Here is a 17,261-nt window from a genome sequence, read left to right as displayed (position 1 = left end):
GGTCCACCGGCCCGAGAGGGCCCGGACCGGGGCAGGGGGGTCTCCCGACGAGAGGCCGTACCGATGGGAAGCGACGTCTCCATATCCAGCCTGCTCCGGATCCACCGGGGCGCCGCCCGGCCCGAGGAACTCGCCGCCATCACGGTGGTGGTCGCCTGCCTCGCGGGCCGGGCCGCGCGGACCGGCGCCCGGCCGGTGCGGGCCGCGCACCACCGCCCACCGCCGCGGCACGGGGGCCACGGGTGCTGGGCGGGGTGCTGGGCCTGCCGCTGAGCGGGTGCCGCCGTTCAGGAGCGGCGCAGCACCCGGGTCATGGCGTCGGCGAGCTCCGCGCGCGGGTCCGCCGGGGTCCCCTCGCAGCGCCAGGCCACGAAGCCGTCGGGGCGTACGAGCACGGCGCCGTCGGCGGGCAGTTCGTGGAGCCGCGCCCAGTCGGTGCCCTCCGCCTCGACCAGGTCGGCGTCCGGCGCGGAGCCGACCGTGTAGGCGTCCAGGTGCGCGCCCAGTTCCCGGGCGACCTGCCCGGCCGCCTCCTGCCAGGGCGTGCCCGGGCTGCTCAGCAGCACGAACGACGTCTCGTACAGGTCCAGCGTCGAGATCCGCTCGCCGGCCCGGGTGAGCCACATGTGCGGTGCCCGGGTGCCGACGTCGCCCTTGAGGCGCATCTCCTCCGGGATGACCGGCCGCGCCGGGTCGCCGCCGATGACGGCGCCGCTCGGGTAGCAGTAGCCCATGGCCGTGGTGAGGACCCCGCTGCCGGGGCCGCCGCCCATGGTGGGCGGCGGCACGTACCCGGGGTGGCTGTGCTCGGCCGAGCGGGCGGAGGCCCGCTCGCTGGTGGCCCGGGCGACGGGGAGCCGTTCCTCCTCGTAGCTGTCGAGCAGGCGGGGGCCGGCCGAGCCGTTCAGCACCGCCGCGATCTTCCAGGCGAGGTTGTGCGCGTCCTGGATGCCGGTGTTGGAGCCGAACGCCCCGGTCGGGGACATCTCGTGGGCGGCGTCGCCCACCACGAAGACCCGGCCGACCGAGTACTGCTCGGCGACCCGCTCGGCGGCGTGCCACGGGGCCTTGCCGCCGATCTCCACGTCGAGGTCGGGCAGGCCGATGGCCTCGCGGATCTGCGCGATGCAGCGTTCCTCGGTGAAGTCCTCCAGGGTCTCGCCCGTCTCCGGGTGCCAGGGGGCGTGGAAGACCCACTGGGTCTCGTTGTCGACGGGCAGCAGCGCCCCGTCCGCGCCCGGCCGCATCAGGTAGCAGACGATGAAGCGCAGGTCGCCCAGGGCCTCGGCGAGGCGCTCGGAGCGGAAGACGATGCTCACGTTGTGGAAGAGCTCGCCGTTGCCGGTCTGGCGGATGCCGAGCGCCTCCCGGACGGGGCTGCGCGGGCCGTCCGCAGCGATCAGGAAGTCGGCGCGGACGGTGAGGTGCTCGCCGGTCTCCCGGTTCTTGACGAGGGCGTTCACCCCGGTGGCGTCCTGGTCGAAGCTCATCAGTTCGGTGGCGAAGCGTACGTCGGCGCCCTGGGCGCGGCTCTGCGCGGCCAGGACCGGCTCGATGTTGTTCTGGCTGCACAGGCACCAGCCGGTGGGGCTGAAGCGGGCGAGGGCCCCGGAGGGGTCGACCGCCCTGATGAGCCACTTGTGCTCGCCGCCGATGAGGGCCTGCGTCTGCAGGATGCCCTGATTGGCCTCGAGCGCGGAGGCCTCCTTGCGGATGGCGGGCTCGACGCCCGCCGTCCGGAACAGTTCCATCGTCCGGGCGTTGATGCCCCGTCCGCGCGGGTGGACGGAGGTCCCGGCGTGCTTCTCGACCACCATGTGCCTGATGCCGTGGCGGCTCAGGAACAGCGAGGTGGAGAGGCCTACGAGGGAACCGCCCACGACGAGGACCGGTACGCGGACATCGGCATGTTCTTCCATCGGCTGCGGGCTCCTGTTTCGTGTGGGGGGCAGTGGACGCCTTATGCCCCCGATCAGGGGTCTTGCCTTGGCGAGTCGCGTCTTGTCACCCGCTTGATCCGGAGATGTCGCGATCCGTACCCGGCCGGATGACGATGAGCGACAGCGGCGGACCCACTTGGGCCACACCGTCCGCCGTCCCCGACCGCGCGGTCCCCCGGGACCCGCGCCCCGGCGGTTGCCGCCGGCGAAGCACCGAGCCGCGTACGCGCCGGTCCAGGCCCTCACGAAGGAGTGAGCAGATGACAACCACCCTGTCCGAACGGGTGTCGCAGTCCGCGTTCGACGGCTCCATGCTGCGGGTCGTCCTGCTGATGGACCTCCACGAGGGTGCCCAGCAGCGGTTCTTCGACGCCTACGAGCAATTGCGGCACGACATCGCGTCGGTGCCGGGCCACCTCGGCGACCAGCTCTGCCAGTCCTTCGCGAACCCCTCGCAGTGGCTGATCACCAGCGAGTGGGAGAGCGCGCCGCAGTACCTCGCGTGGGTGAACAGCGAGGAGCACGCCGAGCAGGTCCGGCCGCTGGGCGCCTGCGCCCGCTCGATGCGGCCGCTGACCTTCACCGTGCTGCGCGAGACCGGCAAGCGGTACGAGGCCCCCGAGCGCGCCGCCGGCGGCCGGCTGCAGGGCGCTCCCCGGCTGGGCGAGGGCATCGTCCGGCACGCGCTGACCTTCACGGTCAAGCCGGGCAGCGAGGCGAAGGTCGCCGAGATCCTCTCCTCGTACTCCTCCCCGGCCGCCCGGGTCGACGACCACACCCGGCTCTGCCGGACCTCGCTGTTCATGCACGGCAACCGGGTGGTGCGTGCCGTGGAGGTGCAGGGCGACCTCACCGCGGCCCTGCGGCACGTGTCGGAGCAGCCCGAGGTGCGGGCCGTCGAGCACGCCATCAACCCGTACCTGGAGCAGCACCGGGACCTGTCCGATCCGGAGTCGGCGCGGATGTTCTTCATGCGCGCGGCCCTGCCGGCCGTCCACCACGTGGCCGCGCACGGCCCGCAGCCCGACCGGGTGACGCGGCACGCGCTGTTCTACCCGGCGAAGGCGGGCTGCGGCCCCCTCGTCGCCCGCTTCCTGGCCCGCCAGGACGAGACGGCGGCGAAGATCCCCACCTCCCCCGTGCTGAGCAGCAGCATCTTCCAGCGCGACGACGTGGTGGTGCGCCTCCTCGACGTCAAGGGCCCGGCCGACGCCCGCTTCGCGGCCGGCTTCGGCCTCGAGGGACCCCGCAAGGCGGCGGTGCTGGACCGTCTGCTGGCCGGGGCGCCCGGTACCGCTCCGGCCGGCCCCCACCCCATGGACCTGATCACCGACCGCCGGGCTCCCGCGCAGTCCTGATCCGTACGGGGCCGCCCCGGCCGACGGCCCGGCCCCCCGCCCACGCTCCCCGTCACGACCCGGCAGCCCGCGCGCACGCCAAGGCTCCGATCCGCCAGGAGGAAGTCAGCATGACCAGACATCAGCCGCGCATCGTCGACCTCAGCGAGACCCAGCCCAACCGCAGGCGCGGAGGGGATCTGCGCGCCGTGCTCACCCCGACCTCGGTGGGCTCGACCAGCGGCTTCATGGGCCTGGCGGTGATGGCCCCCGGCGAGTCGATCGCCGAGCACTACCATCCGTACTCCGAGGAGTTCGTGTACGTGGTCGCCGGGACGCTGGAGGTCGACCTCGACGGCGAGACCCACCCGCTGCGCACCGACCAGGGACTGCTGGTCCCGCTGAACGTGCGCCACCGGTTCCGCAACGTCGGCGGTACCGAGGCCCGGATGGTCTTCCACCTCGGCCCCCTCGCCCCGCGCCCGGAGCTGGGGCACGTGGACACCGAGGAGGCCCCGAACCCGGACGCCACCGCCTGGGCCGAGCGTCCGCCGGAGCGCTCCGGGGTGGTCTCGTGACGCGCCGGCGGGTGGCCGTCACCGGGGTGGGCGTGGTGGCCCCGGGCGGCATCGGGACCGCCGCCTTCTGGGACCTGCTGTCCAACGGCCGTACGGCGACCCGGGGCATCAGCCTTTTCGACCCGTCCGGGTTCCGCTCCCGGATAGCCGCCGAGGTCGACTTCGACCCCCGTGAGCACGGCCTCACCGAGGACGAGGCGGCCCGGGCCGACCGCTACATCCAGTTCGCCCTGGTCGCCGCCCGCGAGGCGATGGCCGACGCCGGGCTGGAGCTCGACGGCGAACGCGCCTGGCGTACGGGCGTCTCACTGGGCACGGCGGTCGGCGGTACCACCCGGCTGGAGCACGACTACGTCGCGGTGAGCCAGCAGGGGGCGTGGTGGGACGTGGACCACCGTCTCGCCTCGCCCTTCCTGCACCGCGCTTTCACGCCCGCCACCCTCGCCTCGGCGGTGGCGGAGCAGACGGGGGCGCGCGGTCCCGTGCAGACGGTCTCGACCGGCTGCACGTCCGGGCTCGACGCCGTCGGGTACGCCGTGCACTCCATCCAGGAGGGCCGGATGGACGTGTGCGTGGCCGGCGCGTCGGACTCCCCCGTCTCCCCCATCACCGTGGCCTGCTTCGACGCCATCAAGGCGACCTCCGCGAACAACGACGACCCGGCGCACGCCTCCCGGCCCTTCGATGCCGACCGGGACGGTTTCGTCCTCGGCGAGGGCGGCGCGGTCCTGGTCCTGGAGGAGCTGGAGCACGCCCGGGCCCGCGGGGCCCGCGTGTACTGCGAGATCGGCGGCTACGCCACCTTCGGCAACGCCCACCACATGACCGGGCTGACCACCGAGGGCCTGGAGATGGCCAGGGCGATATCGACCGCCCTGGCGCAGGCCAGGATCGACGCGCGGGACATCGACTACGTCAACGCGCACGGTTCCGGCACCAAGCAGAACGACCGCCACGAGACGGCGGCGGTCAAGCGGGTGCTCGGCGACCACGCCTACGACACGCCGATGACCTCCATCAAGTCCATGGTGGGGCACTCGCTCGGTGCCATCGGGGCGATCGAACTCGCGGCCTGCGTGCTGGCCATGACGCACCAGGTGGTGCCGCCGACCGCGAACTACGAGACGCCCGACCCCGAATGCGACCTGGACTACGTGCCGCGCACCGCCCGCGACCACACCATGCGCAGCGTGCTGTCCGTCGGCAGCGGCTTCGGCGGCTTCCAGTCCGCCGTGGTCATGACCCAGCCCAAGGAGGTACGCACGTGAACAGACCCAGCACCGGCAAGCCGGTGGCCGTCACGGGCATCGGGGTCGTCGCACCCAACGGGATCGGCGCCGCCGCCTTCTGGAAGGCGACCCAGGCGGGCGAGAGCGTCCTGGACCGGGTGACCCGGCAGGGCTGCGAGCACCTTCCGGTGCGTGTCGCCGGCGAGGTACGGGGCTTCGAGCCCGGGGCACTGGTCGAGGACCGCTTCCTCGTCCAGACCGACCGCTTCAGCCACTACGCGCTGGCGGCGGCGGACCTGGCGCTGGAGCACGCCCGGCTGGGCCGGGCGGACTACGAGGACGATCCGTACGCGGTCGGCGTCGTCACCGCGGCCGGTTCGGGCGGCGGCGAGTTCGGGCAGCGCGAGCTCCAGCGGCTGTGGGGGCAGGGCCCCCGCTACGTCGGCCCGTACCAGTCGATCGCCTGGTTCTACGCGGCCAGCACCGGCCAGATCTCCATCCGGCGCGGGTTCAAGGGCCCGTGCGGGGTGGTCGCGAGCGACGAGGCGGGCGGGCTGGACGCCTTCGCGCACGCCGCCCGGGCGATCCGCCAGGGCAGCCGGGCGATGCTGGTCGGCGCGACGGAGGCGCCGCTCGCGCCGTACTCGGTGGTCTGCCAGCTCGGGTACGAGGGGCTCAGCACCGCGGAGGACCCGGAGCGCGCCTACCGGCCCTTCACCTCGAAGGCCTGCGGCTTCGTCCCGGCGGAGGGCGGCGCGATGTTCACCGTCGAGGACGCGGAGGCGGCCGAGCGGCGGGGCGCGCCGGTGCGGGCCCTGCTGGCCGGGCACGCCGCCACCTTCACCGGGCCGGGACGGCCGGAGGAGTCGGGCGCGGGTCTGGCCCGTGCCGTCCGCGGCGCCCTGCGGGAGGCGGGGCTGGACCCCGAGGAGGTGGACGTGGTCTTCGCCGACGCCCTGGGCACGCCCGAGGCGGACGCGGCGGAGGCTCGGGCGATCCGGGAGGCGCTGGGCGCGTACGGCGCGAAGGTGCCGGTGACAGCTCCCAAGACCGGTACCGGGCGGGCGTACTGCGCGGCCGGCACCCTCGACGCCGCCGCCGCCGTGCTGGCGCTGGAGCACGGCGTCATCCCGCCCACCCCGAACGTCTTCGACGTCTGCCACGACCTCGACGTGGTCACGGGCAGCGCCCGTGTCGCCCCACTGCGGACCGCGCTCGTCCTGAGCCGGGGCCGGATGGGGTCGAACGCGGCACTCGTCCTCCGCAAGGGGCCCGGATCCGGCACGTAGGGACCGGTGCCCCGTTCGTCAGGGCCGGGCGCGGTCAAGGGCCCGGTTCCCGGAAGCAGGAAAGAGAGAAGGCACCATGTCCGACCAACTGACCATGGAAGAGCTGGCGGCGCTCATGAAGAGCGCCGGCATCACCGTCGACCCCTCGGAGCTGGCGAGCCGCCCGGACTCCCGGTTCGACGACTACGGCCTGGACTCGCTCGGTCTGCTCGGCATCGTCGGTGAGCTGGAGAACCGGCGGGGCCGCGCGCTGCCCCCGGACGCGGACCGCTGCAAGAGCCCGCGCGAGTTCGTCGACCTCGTCAACAACAGCCTCATGACCGGAGCCTGACATGCCTGGACACACCGACAACGAGATCGTGGTCAAAGCGCCCGTCGACGTCGTGTGGGACGTGACGAACGACCTGCCGAACTGGCCGAAGCTGTTCAGCGAGTACGCCTCGGTCGAGATCCTCGAGAAGGCGGGTGACACCACCCGGTTCCGGCTCGCCATGCACCCGGACGAGAACGGCGTGGTGTGGAGCTGGGTGTCGGAGCGGACGGTGGACCGCGCGGGCCTCACGGTGAAGGCCCGCCGGGTGGAGACCGGTCCGTTCGCGCACATGAACATCCACTGGGAGTACGGCGAGGTGCCGGGCGGTACCCGCATGCGCTGGGTCCAGGACTTCGCGATGAAGCCCGACGCGCCGATCGACGACGTCGGGATGACCGACCGCATCAACCTCAACTCCCGGATTCAGATGGAACTCATCCGGGACAAGATCGAGCAGCGGGAGCGGGGCGGCCGCAAGCCCGTCGCCGGCCGCCGCTGAGGCCTCCCGCGCCTCCCGCCCCCTCCCCCTCAGTCCCGTCCAGTCGAAAGGCACACCTCCCGATGCACCAAGCCCTCATCGTGGCCCGCATGGCGCCCGGTTCGGCGCCCGACATCGCCGGACTGTTCGCCGCCTCGGACGCGGGTGAGCTGCCCCACCTGGTCGGGGTCCGCCGCCGCAGTCTCTTCCAGTTCGGGGACGTGTACATGCACCTGATCGAGGCCGACCGGGACCCCGGGCCGGCCATCGCCCAGGTCACCGGGCACCCGGAGTTCCGCGACCTGAGCGAGCGGCTCTCGGCCTTCGTCAGCCCGCACGACCCGAAGACGTGGCGGAGCCCGAAGGACGCGATGGCCCAGCGGTTCTACCTCTGGGAGCGGGACGCCGCCCGGTAGTCGTACGGGTGCCCAAGCCGGCGCCGCACCCTCCGGGCGGCCTGGGCACCCACGACCCCGCGCCCCCGGGCGCGTCCGCTTCACGGCTCGTGACGGGGGGAATTCGGCAGGTAGTTTTTACATGAATAGCTGACTGAATTCCCGTCAACAAGGTTCCGCCTCATATCTCGATTTGATAACAAGAACGCCGAAAAGGCCTGGACCTTTGACCCGCAACGCGCGTAACTCTCCTACCTGTAAAGAGACTTGATGGTTCATCAAATCCTGCATCAAGGTAACGGATAGATTTCCCGGTCCGTTCTCCCGTTTGTCCGAATTCCACGAGCCCTTCATCTGGCAAGCTTCCGCGCACCCACTCTCCTGACCAGGACTTGAGGTGCGCATGACAGCACGATCCACCGGCCGCCGCCGCAGGCCCGGCCACCGCCGCAAACCCAGGAAGCTGATACTCCTGACCGCCGCCATCGCATCGGCGGCGGTCCTCGCGGGAGGCATCGCCTACTCCGGCATCGGCGGCGACGCCGAGGCGACCACCACCGCACTGGCGGAGACACCCGCCGCCGTCGCCGAACCGGCCGCCGCACCGGCCCGGGACGCGGAACCGGCCCCCCTCGCGAAGGCGCCCGCGAACGAGGACAGCCGCGGCATGGTCTACGACGGGCTGGAGACGGCCCCGAAGGGCGACCGCTGCGTCGGCGTCTACCGCACCGCGGCGGGCCTGTGCACCCACGGGCCCGACGCTCCCCCCGGGGGCGTCGACATCAAGCGGGACGTGGAGCCCGTGGTCCGTACGAAGGCCCCGGCGGCCGACCCCGCCTCCCCGGCCCACGCCGACCCGGCCGCCACCGAGAACGGCGGGCGTCCTCAGGACGCGCCCGCCGCCGACGCCCGCAGCGCCGCCACAAGCGCCAAGGCCCCCGCCCCGCCGGCCTCCGGCAGCCAGGCCGTCGCCGCCGGGCCGGCCGGGCAGACCGTCCAGTGCGACGGGGACGGCAGCACGGGCAACCGCGTCCAGGTCGTGTACGTACACGGCCCCGGCCGTGACCGGTACGCCGAGTACGTGGCCTCGTTCCGCAAGTGGGCGGCCGACGCCGACCTCATCTACGCGGCGAGCGCCAAGGAGACCGGCGGCGTCCGGCACATCCGCTACGTGACGGCCGCCGACTGCACCCCCTCGGTGCTCAACATCGAGCTCCCCGACTCCGCGCTCCGGGAGTTCAGCGCCACCAACAACGCGCTGGCGGCCAAGGGGCTGGACCGCCGCGACCGCAAGTACATGATCTTCGCGGACTCCCAGGTCTACTGCGGCATCGGCACCTTCAACGGCGACGAGCGGCCCGGCCAGAACAACCTGAGCAACTTCGGCCCCTCCTACGGGCGTACGGACTCGGGCTGCTGGGGCGGCCACACCGCCGCGCACGAGCTCGGCCACAACCTGGGCGCGGTCAACAACAGCGCGCCCAACACCAGCCGCGGCGCGCACTGCACGGACGAGTTCGACGTCATGTGCTACTCGGACACCCCGTACTACCCGAAGATGCGCGACGTGTGCCGCAACCAGGCCGCCGAGAACATCCTGGACTGCAACCACGACGACTACTTCCACACCAGCCCGAAGCCCGGCAGCTACCTGGCCACCCACTGGAACATCGCCGACAACCAGTTCCTGATGCGCTCCGCGGGCGGTGGCGGCGGCACCACCCCGGACCCGAACCCTTCGCCCACCGCGAAGCCGAGCCCCTCGCCCACCAAGAAGCCCTCGGGCGCCCCGGCGGTGACGGCGGGCCAGATCCAGTCCGACTCGGTGGTGCTGAGCTGGCCGAAGACCGAGGGCGCCGTCTGGTACCAGGTGCTGCTGAACGACAAGCACCTGACCTGGGTCCAGTCCACCTCGCTGCGCGTCTACAACCTCAAGCCCGGTACCGCGTACACGGCCGCCGTGTCGGTCCGCGACGGCTCCGGCCGTGACAGCGGCCCCGGCAAGGCCGCGTCGTTCCGTACGGCCGGCGCGGGCGGCGGCGCCACCACCCCGGGCACCCGCTACGTGCTCGGCAACGGCAGCAGCGGCATGGCCGCCGAGCTGTGGGGCGGCCGGACCGCCGACGGAACCGTACTCGTCGCGAACCGGACCAACGGCTACGCGCAGCAGCAGTGGTACTTCGACGACGCGGGCGGCGGGACGGTACGCATCCGGTCCGCGGCCTCCGGCAAGTGCCTCCAGCCGGGCGGCGCTCCCGCCGCGGGCATGTGGGTCGCGCAGCAGGCCTGCGGGAACTCCGCCGCCCAGCAGTGGCGGCTGACCTCCCGCGACGGCGCGGTGACCATCACCGACCCGAGCGGCGGCTTCGCCCTCACGGTCAGCAACCGGCCCTACTACGGGACCTGGCTGCTCGACCTCCAGCGCGCGGACGGCCGTCCGGCGCAGGTCTGGGCTGCCCGCAAGGCCGGCTGACCGGCCCCGGACCGGCGGGCGGCCGTACTCCCCTACGGCCGCCCGCCCCTCACCCTCCCCGCCGCAGAAACCTCGCCCCGCCTCCCGCGGGGCCCTCGTCCCCTCGCCCGTCAATCCCCTCACCTGGAGCACCCCGCCGATGCGCCGACGCCTCCCGAACCCCGCCGCCGCCCTGGCCTTCGCCGTACTGGCCCTCCCCCTGCTGTATCTCGCGCTGGCCGTGGGCACGGCCGGAGCCGCCCGCGCGCACGGCGACACCATGAAGGTGGTCATCACCGGTCAGCGGGACGGCCGTGTCACCTCCGACGTCACCTGGGAGAACGACGGGGACGCCGTCGAGGAGGCCGTGGCCGCCACCGTGAACGCCGTCAGCGCCGACGGGAGCCGTACGGCTGGCCCTTGGCGGCTGGTGCGCGACACGGGCCGGGCCGCGGGCTGGATCACGGCCGAGGCGCTGCCGCCCGGCACGTGGACGGTGACCGTCGACGCGGGCTTCCCCGCGCTCGGGCACGCGCGGCAGGAGGTCGCGGTGCCCGTGGTGGACCCGGCCCCGGCGCCGCCCGCCGTCCCCGCTCCGGCCCCTGCGACCCCCTCGGCCCCCTCCACGCCGACCGCCTCCTCCGCCCCCTCCGTCCCCTCTGCCCCTTCCCCCTCCCCGGCACCGGCGCCCGCGCCGTCCGGTGGCTCCGGCGGCTGGTGGACCACCGCCGGGGTGGCCGGGATCGCCCTCGCCGGCGCGGCCGCCGGGATCCTGCTGCGCCGCTCCCGCCGCTGACGGAGTGTCGTCCGGCCGGACCGGGCGGCGGGCGAGCATGGTGTTCCCCGAAGCGCTCGACGACGTACACGACGAGAGACACGGCTGGGGACTGCTCATGAAGGCCACCGAGGTACTGGCGGACGGCTTCGGACGCATCCGGGAGGTGGTCCACGAGACGGTCGAGGGGCTCTCGGCCGAGGAGCTGAACGCCCGGCTCGACCCGGCGGCGAACTCCATCGCCTGGCTCGTCTGGCACCTGACCCGGGTCCAGGACGACCACGTGGCCGATGCCTCCGGGCTGGAGCAGGTGTGGCGGTCCGGGGGCTGGGCCGGCCGCTTCGGCCTGCCGCTGCCCGATGACGGCATCGGCTACGGACACACCCCCGCCCAGGCCGGCACGGTGCGCGTCGACTCCCCCGGCCTGCTGCTGGGCTACTACGACGAGGTGCACGAACAGAGCCTGCGGTTCGTGCGCGGGCTGGCCGCCGCCGATCTCGAGCGGATCGTCGACGAACGCTGGGACCCCCCGGTCAGCCTGGGCGTGCGTCTGGTCAGCGTCCTGGCGGACGACCTCCAGCACGCGGGCCAGGCGGCCTACGTCCGGGGCGTGCTCCAGCGGCGTTCGGCCTAGTACTGCGACGATGCCTGTCCACCCGCCCATCCGTCTCGTTCCTCGTCGGCGCCCTGGCGGTCTCCGCCCGGCTGCTGCCTCGCGTCGGGCCACGCGCTCTGCTGACGGCAGGTCTCGTGGTCACGCGGCCGGGCCGCTCCTCGAGCTCGCCGCGGGTGACAGCGTCGCCTCCGGTATTCCCGGCATGGTCCGCGTCGGGGTCGGACTCGAAATCGCCGGCACGGGCCCGCGAGTTCGCACCGGAAAGTACCGTTGCGGTGTGAGGGCCTGGCCGATGGGTCTCCAGGAGCTGCCACCACGACACACGGGCGAAGGCCGAGTCGCCGCCGGCGGCCTTGGGAGGGTTCAATGCCCAGGTGGTGGACTGGACACAGATGCGCGACTGCTGGTTCGAGGTCGATCGCGTTCCTGAGCTCTTGGAGCGGGTGGAGCGCGAGGACGACCCTGAAGCGTGGAAGGAGCTGGGTTGGCGGCTCGTCCTCGAGCACGATCTGCTGTCTCCGGCCAGTTTCGCCGCCTTCCCGCGCCTGGTTCGTCTCGCGCCCCGCAGCGCGGAGGCGCGTGGCCTGGCCGGGAAGATCCTTGGGCGCGCGGCAGGGCGGCACGGCTGCGACGGCCTGCTGGCTGACTGCGCCGATGCGACCGAGGAGTTCCGTGAGGTGCTGGACGGGCACCTGCGATCGCGGCCCGCTGACTACCTGGTGTGCTTCCGTGCCCTGCTCGCGGTCGAAGAGGAGTACCACTGGGCGAACGCGCTGGAGGGCTTCACGGACGACATCCTGGGCGTGGGCTGTCCCCACTGCGGCGCGGCCGTGACGATCGTCATCGGCGGCTTCGGATGCTACTCGCAGGTATGGGACGGGGGTGAGGAGGTCCGACGGGACCTGCGGCCGGCGGCCTCCGAGGAACTCACCGGAACCGGCCGATGGATGTATGGGATCACGGTCCGCGACGGGCAGGAGGCACTGGCCGACGGAATCGCCTACCTGTTCGGTGGAGCGGAATGCCCGCGCTGTGCCAGCGTCTTCACGGTCGCGGACGAGTACACATCCGCGAACCGTCCGGTGATGCGGTGAGTCACGGCTACGAGCGGAGCCGCAGTCGGATCGCGGCAACGGTGACCGTGCCGTGGCACACGTGGGCTCTCTTGTCGTAGCGGCTTGCCGCGGCTCGAAAGGCCTTGGGCCGGTTGTTCATTCGCTCCGCTTCGTCGCGACGCCGATGGATCGCCCGATCGAAGCCGGTCGGTCGGCCGCCCGGCTCACGGCGTGGCCGGGCGGCGGACCGCGCTGGCGTGGCCCGCGTCGGCGGCGATGTCCAGGGTGCGGTCGGCGGTGGGGTCGCTGAGGGCGTCCTCCACCTCGCAGCGGCCCGCGCCCGCCCGGCTGGTGACGCGGTAGCGGGTGTCGGTGGGCAGGACGAGCTCCAGGCGGCCGGCTCCGGCGCGTGCGGTGACCTGTTCCGGCGGGGCCGCGAACCGGACGTCGGCCCGGCCGGATCCCGCGCGGATGTCGGCCCGGGGGACGGTGAGGCCGGTGGCCCGCAGGGTGCCGGAGCCGACCTCCGCCCGCAGGGGCCCGCGCAGGTCGGCCAGGAGCAGCGTGCCGGAGCCGGTCTCGGCGTCGACCGTCCCGGCCAGGCCGCTGACGCTGATCCGGCCCGATCCCGCGGACAGTTTCACGGGGATCCCGGTGGGCACGGTCACCGCGAGCCGCACGGAGCAGCCGGGGCCGGTGGCGGCAGTGGGGGAACCGCTGGGGCAGCGCGGGGTCAGGCGCAGGGTGTCGCCGAGCCAGCTCTCCTCGATGACGGGCTCCCGCGACGACCAGGTGAGCTCGGCGCGGTAGCCGACGGTCCGGTCCCCGCGCGGGGTCACGGCCACCTCGGACGCGCCCGCCACGACCTCCAGGGCGGTGACCGCCCGGCCGCCGCTGTTCCCGGCAAGGGTGCGGCCGTGCGCTCCGGCGTCCGCGCGGACCTGCCAGGCGGCCCCGGTCAGCACCAGGACGGCGCTGAGGCCGGAGGCGGTGTACCAGGCGAGCCGCTGACCGCGGCCGGCGCCGGGGCGGGTCACGGCGTGCCGTCCAGGAAGCGCAGTACGGCGAGGACGCGGCGGTGGGCCTCGGCCGCCGGGGGGAGGTCGAGCTTGGCGAAGATGTTGTTGATGTGCTTGGCCACCGCGCTTTCGCTCACGACGAGTCCGGCGGCGACGGCGGCGTTGGAGCGGCCTTCGGCCATGAGGGCCAGTACGTCGCGCTCGCGCGGGGTGAGCCGCCCGAGCGGGTCGGGGCCGCGCCGGCGCAGCAGGAGCTGGGCCACGACCTGCGGGTCGAGGGCGGTGCCGCCGGCCGCGACGCGGCGCAGCGCGTCGACGAACTCCTCGACGTCGGCGACCCGCTGCTTGAGCAGGTAGCCGATGCCCTCGCCGTTCCGGGAGGCCAGCAGATCGGCGGCGTAGCGCTCCTCCACGTACTGGGAGAGCAGCAGCACCGCCGTTCCCGGGTACTGACCGCGGATCATGAGGGCGGCCCGGACTCCCTCGTCGGTGAATCCGGGTGGCATGCGGACGTCCACGAGCGCGAGGTCGGGCCGGTGTTCCTCGACGGCCGCCAGCAGCGCTTCGGCGTCGCCGGCTTCGGCGGCCACTTCGAATCCGGCCATTTCCAGTACTTTGACAAGACCTATGCGCAGCAGGACGGAGTCCTCGGCGATCACAGCCCGCACGGCAGCTCCACGGTGACGACGGTCGGGCCCCCGGCGGGGCTGTTGATCAGAATCGTTCCGTCGACCGACCCTACGCGCTTGCGCAGGCCGGTCAGTCCGGTGCCCCCTGCCGGATCGGCGCCGCCGGCGCCGTCGTCGGTGACGACCACGCGCAGCAGGTCGCCCCGGGGTCCGCCCGCGACACGGGTGACGTGGACGGAACACCGTCCGGCGCGGGCGTGCTTGACCACGTTGGCGAGGGCCTCGGAGACGACGAAGTAGGCGACGGCCTCGACGGTGGGCCCCGGCCGTTCGGCGAGGTCCACGGTGAGCTCGACGGGCAGCGGGGCGCGGGCGGCGATGCCGGAGAGCGCGGCGTCCAGGCCCCGGTCCTCGAGTACGGCCGGGTGCAGGCCCCGTACGAGGCTGCTCAGTTCCTCGATGGCCTCCTTCGCCTCGCGGTGGGCCTCGTCGATGACGGCCCTGGCCTCGGGCGGCAGGTCGGTGAGGGTGGCGCGGGCGATCCCGAGGTTCATGGCGAGGGAGACCAGCCGCTGCTGGGCGCCGTCGTGCAGGTCCCTTTCGATGCGGCGGCGTTCGAGGTCGGCGGCGTCGAGCACGCCGGCCCGGCTCTCGGCGAGGTCCTCGACGCGGCGCTGGAGTTCCCGGGCCCGGTTGGGGCCGAGGAGGCCGGCCGCCGCGGTGGCGTCGAGCCGGGTCAGGGCCGCCGCCATCCAGGGGGCGGCGAGCAGGGCCAGCACCCCGAGGACGGTGATCAGGTCGTACTCGTTCGTCCAGCCGGGGGCGGGCAGTTCGCCGTCGGTGGGGAGCAGCCAGGACCAGGCGTAGACGGAGGCCGAGGCGGCGCCGCCGGCCCAGGTGAGGACGAGTACGACGGCTCCGGCCGCGGCGAGCGGGCTGACCACGAGGTGGTAGCCGTACTGGCGCCAGGTCGACTCGGAACGCAGCCGTTCGGCCAGTCCGCGTCCGGTCGTCCAGCGGTGGGCGTGGACGACGGGCGGCACGTCCAGGCCGAGCAGGGACCGGAAGCGGCTGCGCTGGAGCGGCGTCAGCAGCGGGAGCAGGGCGAGGACGACGAGCAGCGGGAGCGCGCTGTGGCCGGGGCCCGCCACGAGGAGGGCGAGGCCGGTGCCGAGGGGCAGGGCGGGCGGGATCGCGGCGGTGCTGAAGGCCGTGTTGCGCCAGGCCCACGCCGACCAGGGGGTGTGCGACGCGATCCAGGTGTACGTACGCCTCAGCGCGCCGCGAGTTGCCATGTCCGTACGCTAATCGCATCGATCGAGGTGGTTCCATCACCCGGGCATCCGGCCGGGGGTGTAGCAGGCACCACCCCCGGCCGGGACGGTGGGGCTACTGATCTTCCGCCCACGGGCCGACAGGGTTGTGGTGTGCCCGGCGGACGGACCGCCGGGCCGGAAGGAGACCCGCAGCCATGGCCCTGGCCGCACCGCGCTTCCGGGTACGCCGCCGCCCGGGAGGAACGCACGGGCGCGCCCCGTTCCTCCCGGTGGTGTTCACCGGGGCCGGGGTGGCGCTGCTGCCGTGGATGGTGGTGCTGGCGTGGACGCTGCCGCGGACGGCGGAGGTGTCCAACTGGTCCACCGCATGGATCGGCTTCGACGCGCTGCTGGCCGCCGGGCTGACCGCGACGGGGACGCTGCTGCGCAGGGGGGATCCCCGGGTGTCCCCGGTGGCGGCCGCGACGGCCGCGCTGCTGGTGGCGGACGCCTGGCTGGACGTCGCCACCTCGGCGGGTACGTCCGGGCAGGGCGCGGCGGTCCTGCTGGCGCTCGCCGCGGAGCTGCCGCTGGCGGCGGCCTGCGCGGTGGTGGCCGCGCGGCGCACCGCCTGACGGGGAGCCGGGCCGTTCGTCCCGCCGGGGCTGCCGGGGCCGCCGGGGCTACTCGCTTTACTCGATGACGAGCTCGACGGGGATGTTGCCCCGGGTGGCCTTGGAGTAGGGGCAGACCTCGTGGGCCTGCTTGACCAGCAGGGTGCCGGTCTCGCCCTCCAGGTGGGCGGGGAGCTCGATGCGCAGGGTGACGGCGAGGCCGAAGCCGCCGGCGTCCTGGCCGATGGAGGCCTCCGCGGTGACGGACACGTCGCCGGTGTCGACCTTCGCCTGCCGGCCGACCAGGCCGAGGGCGCTGGCGAAGCAGGCGGCGTAGCCGGCGGCGAAGAGCTGCTCGGGGTTGGTGCCCTGACCGTTGCCGCCGAGCGCCGGGGGCATGGCGAGCGGAAGGTCGATCTGGCCGTCGGAGCTGACGGCGCGGCCCTCGCGGCCGTTGGCGGTGGCGACGGCGGTGTACAGCGCGTCCATCGGGAGGTCCTTTCGCAGGGGCGGGGCGCCGGTGGCGACCCTCGGCCACAACTAGAGCACACAATTCAGTTGTGCACAACTTAATGGCCCGCAAGCGGCCTCCGGTACACTGGAGACCATGACCGAGCAGTCCGCCGACACCCCCCGCGACCCCCTCCGCGACCAGGACTTCCTCCGCCTCGACGGACAGATCTGCTTCGCCCTGGGCGCCGCGAACCGCGCCTTCGGGGGGCTCTACCGGGTCATCCTGAAGGACCTGGGCCTGACCTACCCCCAGTACCTGGTGATGCTGGTGCTCTGGGAGCACGGCACGATGCCGGTCAAGCAGCTCGGACAGCACCTGCGGCTCGACTCGGGCACGCTCTCGCCCCTGCTCAAGCGCCTGGAGGCGGCGGGCCTGATCCGGCGCGAACGCAGCGCGGAGGACGAGCGCTCCGTGCACGCGGTACTGACCGAGGAGGGCTCCGCCCTGCGCGAGCGGGCCGTGGAGGTCCCGCGCCGGATCGCGCGGGCGACCGGGTTCGAGCTCGCCGAGATCCGCGACCTCCAGCAGCGCCTGGGCCGCCTCACGGCCGCCCTGGACGCCGCCGTGGAATCCATCGACGCCGCCGGCCCGGCCCCCCGGGACTGACGGCCCGCCGGCCCGGCCTCCGGGAGCGGCCGCCCGCCGCCCGCGCACACCCGGCGGCCGAGATGGTTGACATTATCAACCTTTTACTTGACCACCTTAACTATTGCTGGCTACCTTCGTCGAAGTACTTGATGACATAAAACATCTGCGTCCTGAAGCACTTCGA

19 protein-coding genes are annotated in these 17,261 nt (G+C 73.4%); 14 read left to right on the top strand and 5 right to left on the bottom strand.

The window, feature by feature from the left end; genetic code table 11:
* The first annotated feature begins 63 nt into the window (after nt 1-63).
* Entirely contained in the window at nt 64-273 is a 210-nt protein-coding gene (locus ACZ51S_RS03000; RefSeq protein WP_468959399.1) for an acyl-CoA carboxylase subunit epsilon, read from the top strand.
* 14 nt (nt 274-287) lie between these two features.
* On the opposite strand, the gene ACZ51S_RS02995 is transcribed toward ACZ51S_RS03000, so the two are convergent.
* On the bottom strand, nt 288-1,919 hold the full coding sequence (locus ACZ51S_RS02995) for an FAD-dependent oxidoreductase (protein WP_468477468.1): 1,632 nt from the start codon (nt 1,917-1,919) through the stop codon (nt 288-290).
* 281 nt (nt 1,920-2,200) lie between these two features.
* Here ACZ51S_RS02995 and ACZ51S_RS02990 point away from each other — a divergent pair, with 281 nt between their 5' ends.
* The 11 genes from ACZ51S_RS02990 to ACZ51S_RS02940 all read left to right on the top strand — a co-directional run bounded on the left by ACZ51S_RS02990 (nt 2,201) and on the right by ACZ51S_RS02940 (nt 12,496).
* Nucleotides 2,201-3,298, top strand: coding sequence for a SchA/CurD-like domain-containing protein (locus ACZ51S_RS02990; protein WP_468477469.1), 1,098 nt, complete (start codon nt 2,201-2,203; stop codon nt 3,296-3,298).
* A 110-nt stretch (nt 3,299-3,408) separates the two neighbouring features.
* Nucleotides 3,409-3,855, top strand: coding sequence for a cupin domain-containing protein (locus ACZ51S_RS02985; protein ID WP_388937544.1), 447 nt, complete (start codon nt 3,409-3,411; stop codon nt 3,853-3,855).
* Nucleotides 3,852-5,123: a beta-ketoacyl-[acyl-carrier-protein] synthase family protein gene (locus ACZ51S_RS02980; protein ID WP_468477470.1), complete on the top strand. Its 1,272-nt coding sequence runs from the start codon at nt 3,852-3,854 to the stop codon at nt 5,121-5,123. Before ACZ51S_RS02985 ends, ACZ51S_RS02980 begins: the two co-directional genes overlap by 4 nt.
* The gene (locus tag ACZ51S_RS02975) at nt 5,120-6,373 is read left to right on the top strand and encodes a beta-ketoacyl synthase N-terminal-like domain-containing protein (protein WP_468477471.1); all 1,254 of its coding nucleotides are present in this window, start codon (nt 5,120-5,122) and stop codon (nt 6,371-6,373) included. Before ACZ51S_RS02980 ends, ACZ51S_RS02975 begins: the two co-directional genes overlap by 4 nt.
* A 76-nt stretch (nt 6,374-6,449) precedes the next feature.
* Nucleotides 6,450-6,704 (top strand): acyl carrier protein, encoded by a 255-nt coding sequence (locus ACZ51S_RS02970; RefSeq protein WP_388937540.1) that lies wholly within the window; start codon nt 6,450-6,452, stop codon nt 6,702-6,704.
* 1 nt (nt 6,705) lies between these two features.
* Nucleotides 6,706-7,185 (top strand): SRPBCC family protein, encoded by a 480-nt coding sequence (locus ACZ51S_RS02965; protein WP_388937539.1) that lies wholly within the window; start codon nt 6,706-6,708, stop codon nt 7,183-7,185.
* Between the two features lie 62 nt (nt 7,186-7,247).
* On the top strand, nt 7,248-7,580 hold the full coding sequence (locus ACZ51S_RS02960) for a TcmI family type II polyketide cyclase (protein ID WP_388937537.1): 333 nt from the start codon (nt 7,248-7,250) through the stop codon (nt 7,578-7,580).
* A gap of 382 nt (nt 7,581-7,962) precedes the next feature.
* Nucleotides 7,963-10,032 (top strand): RICIN domain-containing protein, encoded by a 2,070-nt coding sequence (locus tag ACZ51S_RS02955; protein ID WP_468959396.1) that lies wholly within the window; start codon nt 7,963-7,965, stop codon nt 10,030-10,032.
* Between the two features lie 139 nt (nt 10,033-10,171).
* A complete protein-coding gene (locus tag ACZ51S_RS02950) occupies nt 10,172-10,807 on the top strand; it encodes a hypothetical protein (RefSeq protein WP_468801902.1) in 636 nt (211 codons plus the stop codon).
* A 97-nt stretch (nt 10,808-10,904) separates the two neighbouring features.
* On the top strand, nt 10,905-11,420 hold the full coding sequence (locus ACZ51S_RS02945; RefSeq protein ID WP_468477527.1) for a mycothiol transferase: 516 nt from the start codon (nt 10,905-10,907) through the stop codon (nt 11,418-11,420).
* A gap of 356 nt (nt 11,421-11,776) precedes the next feature.
* Nucleotides 11,777-12,496, top strand: a complete 720-nt coding sequence (locus ACZ51S_RS02940) for a hypothetical protein (protein WP_468959393.1) — start codon at nt 11,777-11,779, stop codon at nt 12,494-12,496.
* Between the two features lie 185 nt (nt 12,497-12,681).
* Here the strand turns inward: ACZ51S_RS02940 and ACZ51S_RS02935 are convergent, their stop codons facing one another.
* Genes ACZ51S_RS02935 through ACZ51S_RS02925 form a run of 3 tightly spaced genes read right to left on the bottom strand, consistent with a single transcriptional unit; the run spans nt 12,682 to nt 15,400 of the window.
* A complete protein-coding gene (locus ACZ51S_RS02935) occupies nt 12,682-13,494 on the bottom strand; it encodes a DUF4097 family beta strand repeat-containing protein (protein WP_468477476.1) in 813 nt (270 codons plus the stop codon).
* Nucleotides 13,491-14,144: a response regulator transcription factor gene (locus tag ACZ51S_RS02930; RefSeq protein WP_468477477.1), complete on the bottom strand. Its 654-nt coding sequence runs from the start codon at nt 14,142-14,144 to the stop codon at nt 13,491-13,493. The genes ACZ51S_RS02935 and ACZ51S_RS02930 overlap by 4 nt, the downstream gene beginning before the upstream one ends.
* Nucleotides 14,132-15,400 (bottom strand): sensor histidine kinase, encoded by a 1,269-nt coding sequence (locus ACZ51S_RS02925; protein WP_468801899.1) that lies wholly within the window; start codon nt 15,398-15,400, stop codon nt 14,132-14,134. The genes ACZ51S_RS02930 and ACZ51S_RS02925 overlap by 13 nt, the downstream gene beginning before the upstream one ends.
* A gap of 176 nt (nt 15,401-15,576) precedes the next feature.
* Between ACZ51S_RS02925 and ACZ51S_RS02920 the strand changes: the two genes are divergently transcribed.
* The gene (locus tag ACZ51S_RS02920; RefSeq protein ID WP_468477479.1) at nt 15,577-15,996 is read left to right on the top strand and encodes a hypothetical protein; all 420 of its coding nucleotides are present in this window, start codon (nt 15,577-15,579) and stop codon (nt 15,994-15,996) included.
* Between the two features lie 57 nt (nt 15,997-16,053).
* Here ACZ51S_RS02920 and ACZ51S_RS02915 read toward each other — a convergent pair whose 3' ends face one another.
* Complete coding sequence (locus ACZ51S_RS02915; protein WP_125602995.1) at nt 16,054-16,464, bottom strand: organic hydroperoxide resistance protein; 411 nt, start codon at nt 16,462-16,464, stop codon at nt 16,054-16,056.
* 118 nt (nt 16,465-16,582) lie between these two features.
* Between ACZ51S_RS02915 and ACZ51S_RS02910 the strand changes: the two genes are divergently transcribed.
* Entirely contained in the window at nt 16,583-17,095 is a 513-nt protein-coding gene (locus tag ACZ51S_RS02910; RefSeq protein WP_468959389.1) for a MarR family winged helix-turn-helix transcriptional regulator, read from the top strand.
* Nucleotides 17,096-17,261: the final 166 nt, after the last annotated feature.

The organism is Streptomyces sp. NPDC034043 (assembly GCF_055575675.1).
Note: the sequence above shows the minus strand (reverse complement) of the source record. Positions and strands in the feature narration are given on the sequence as shown.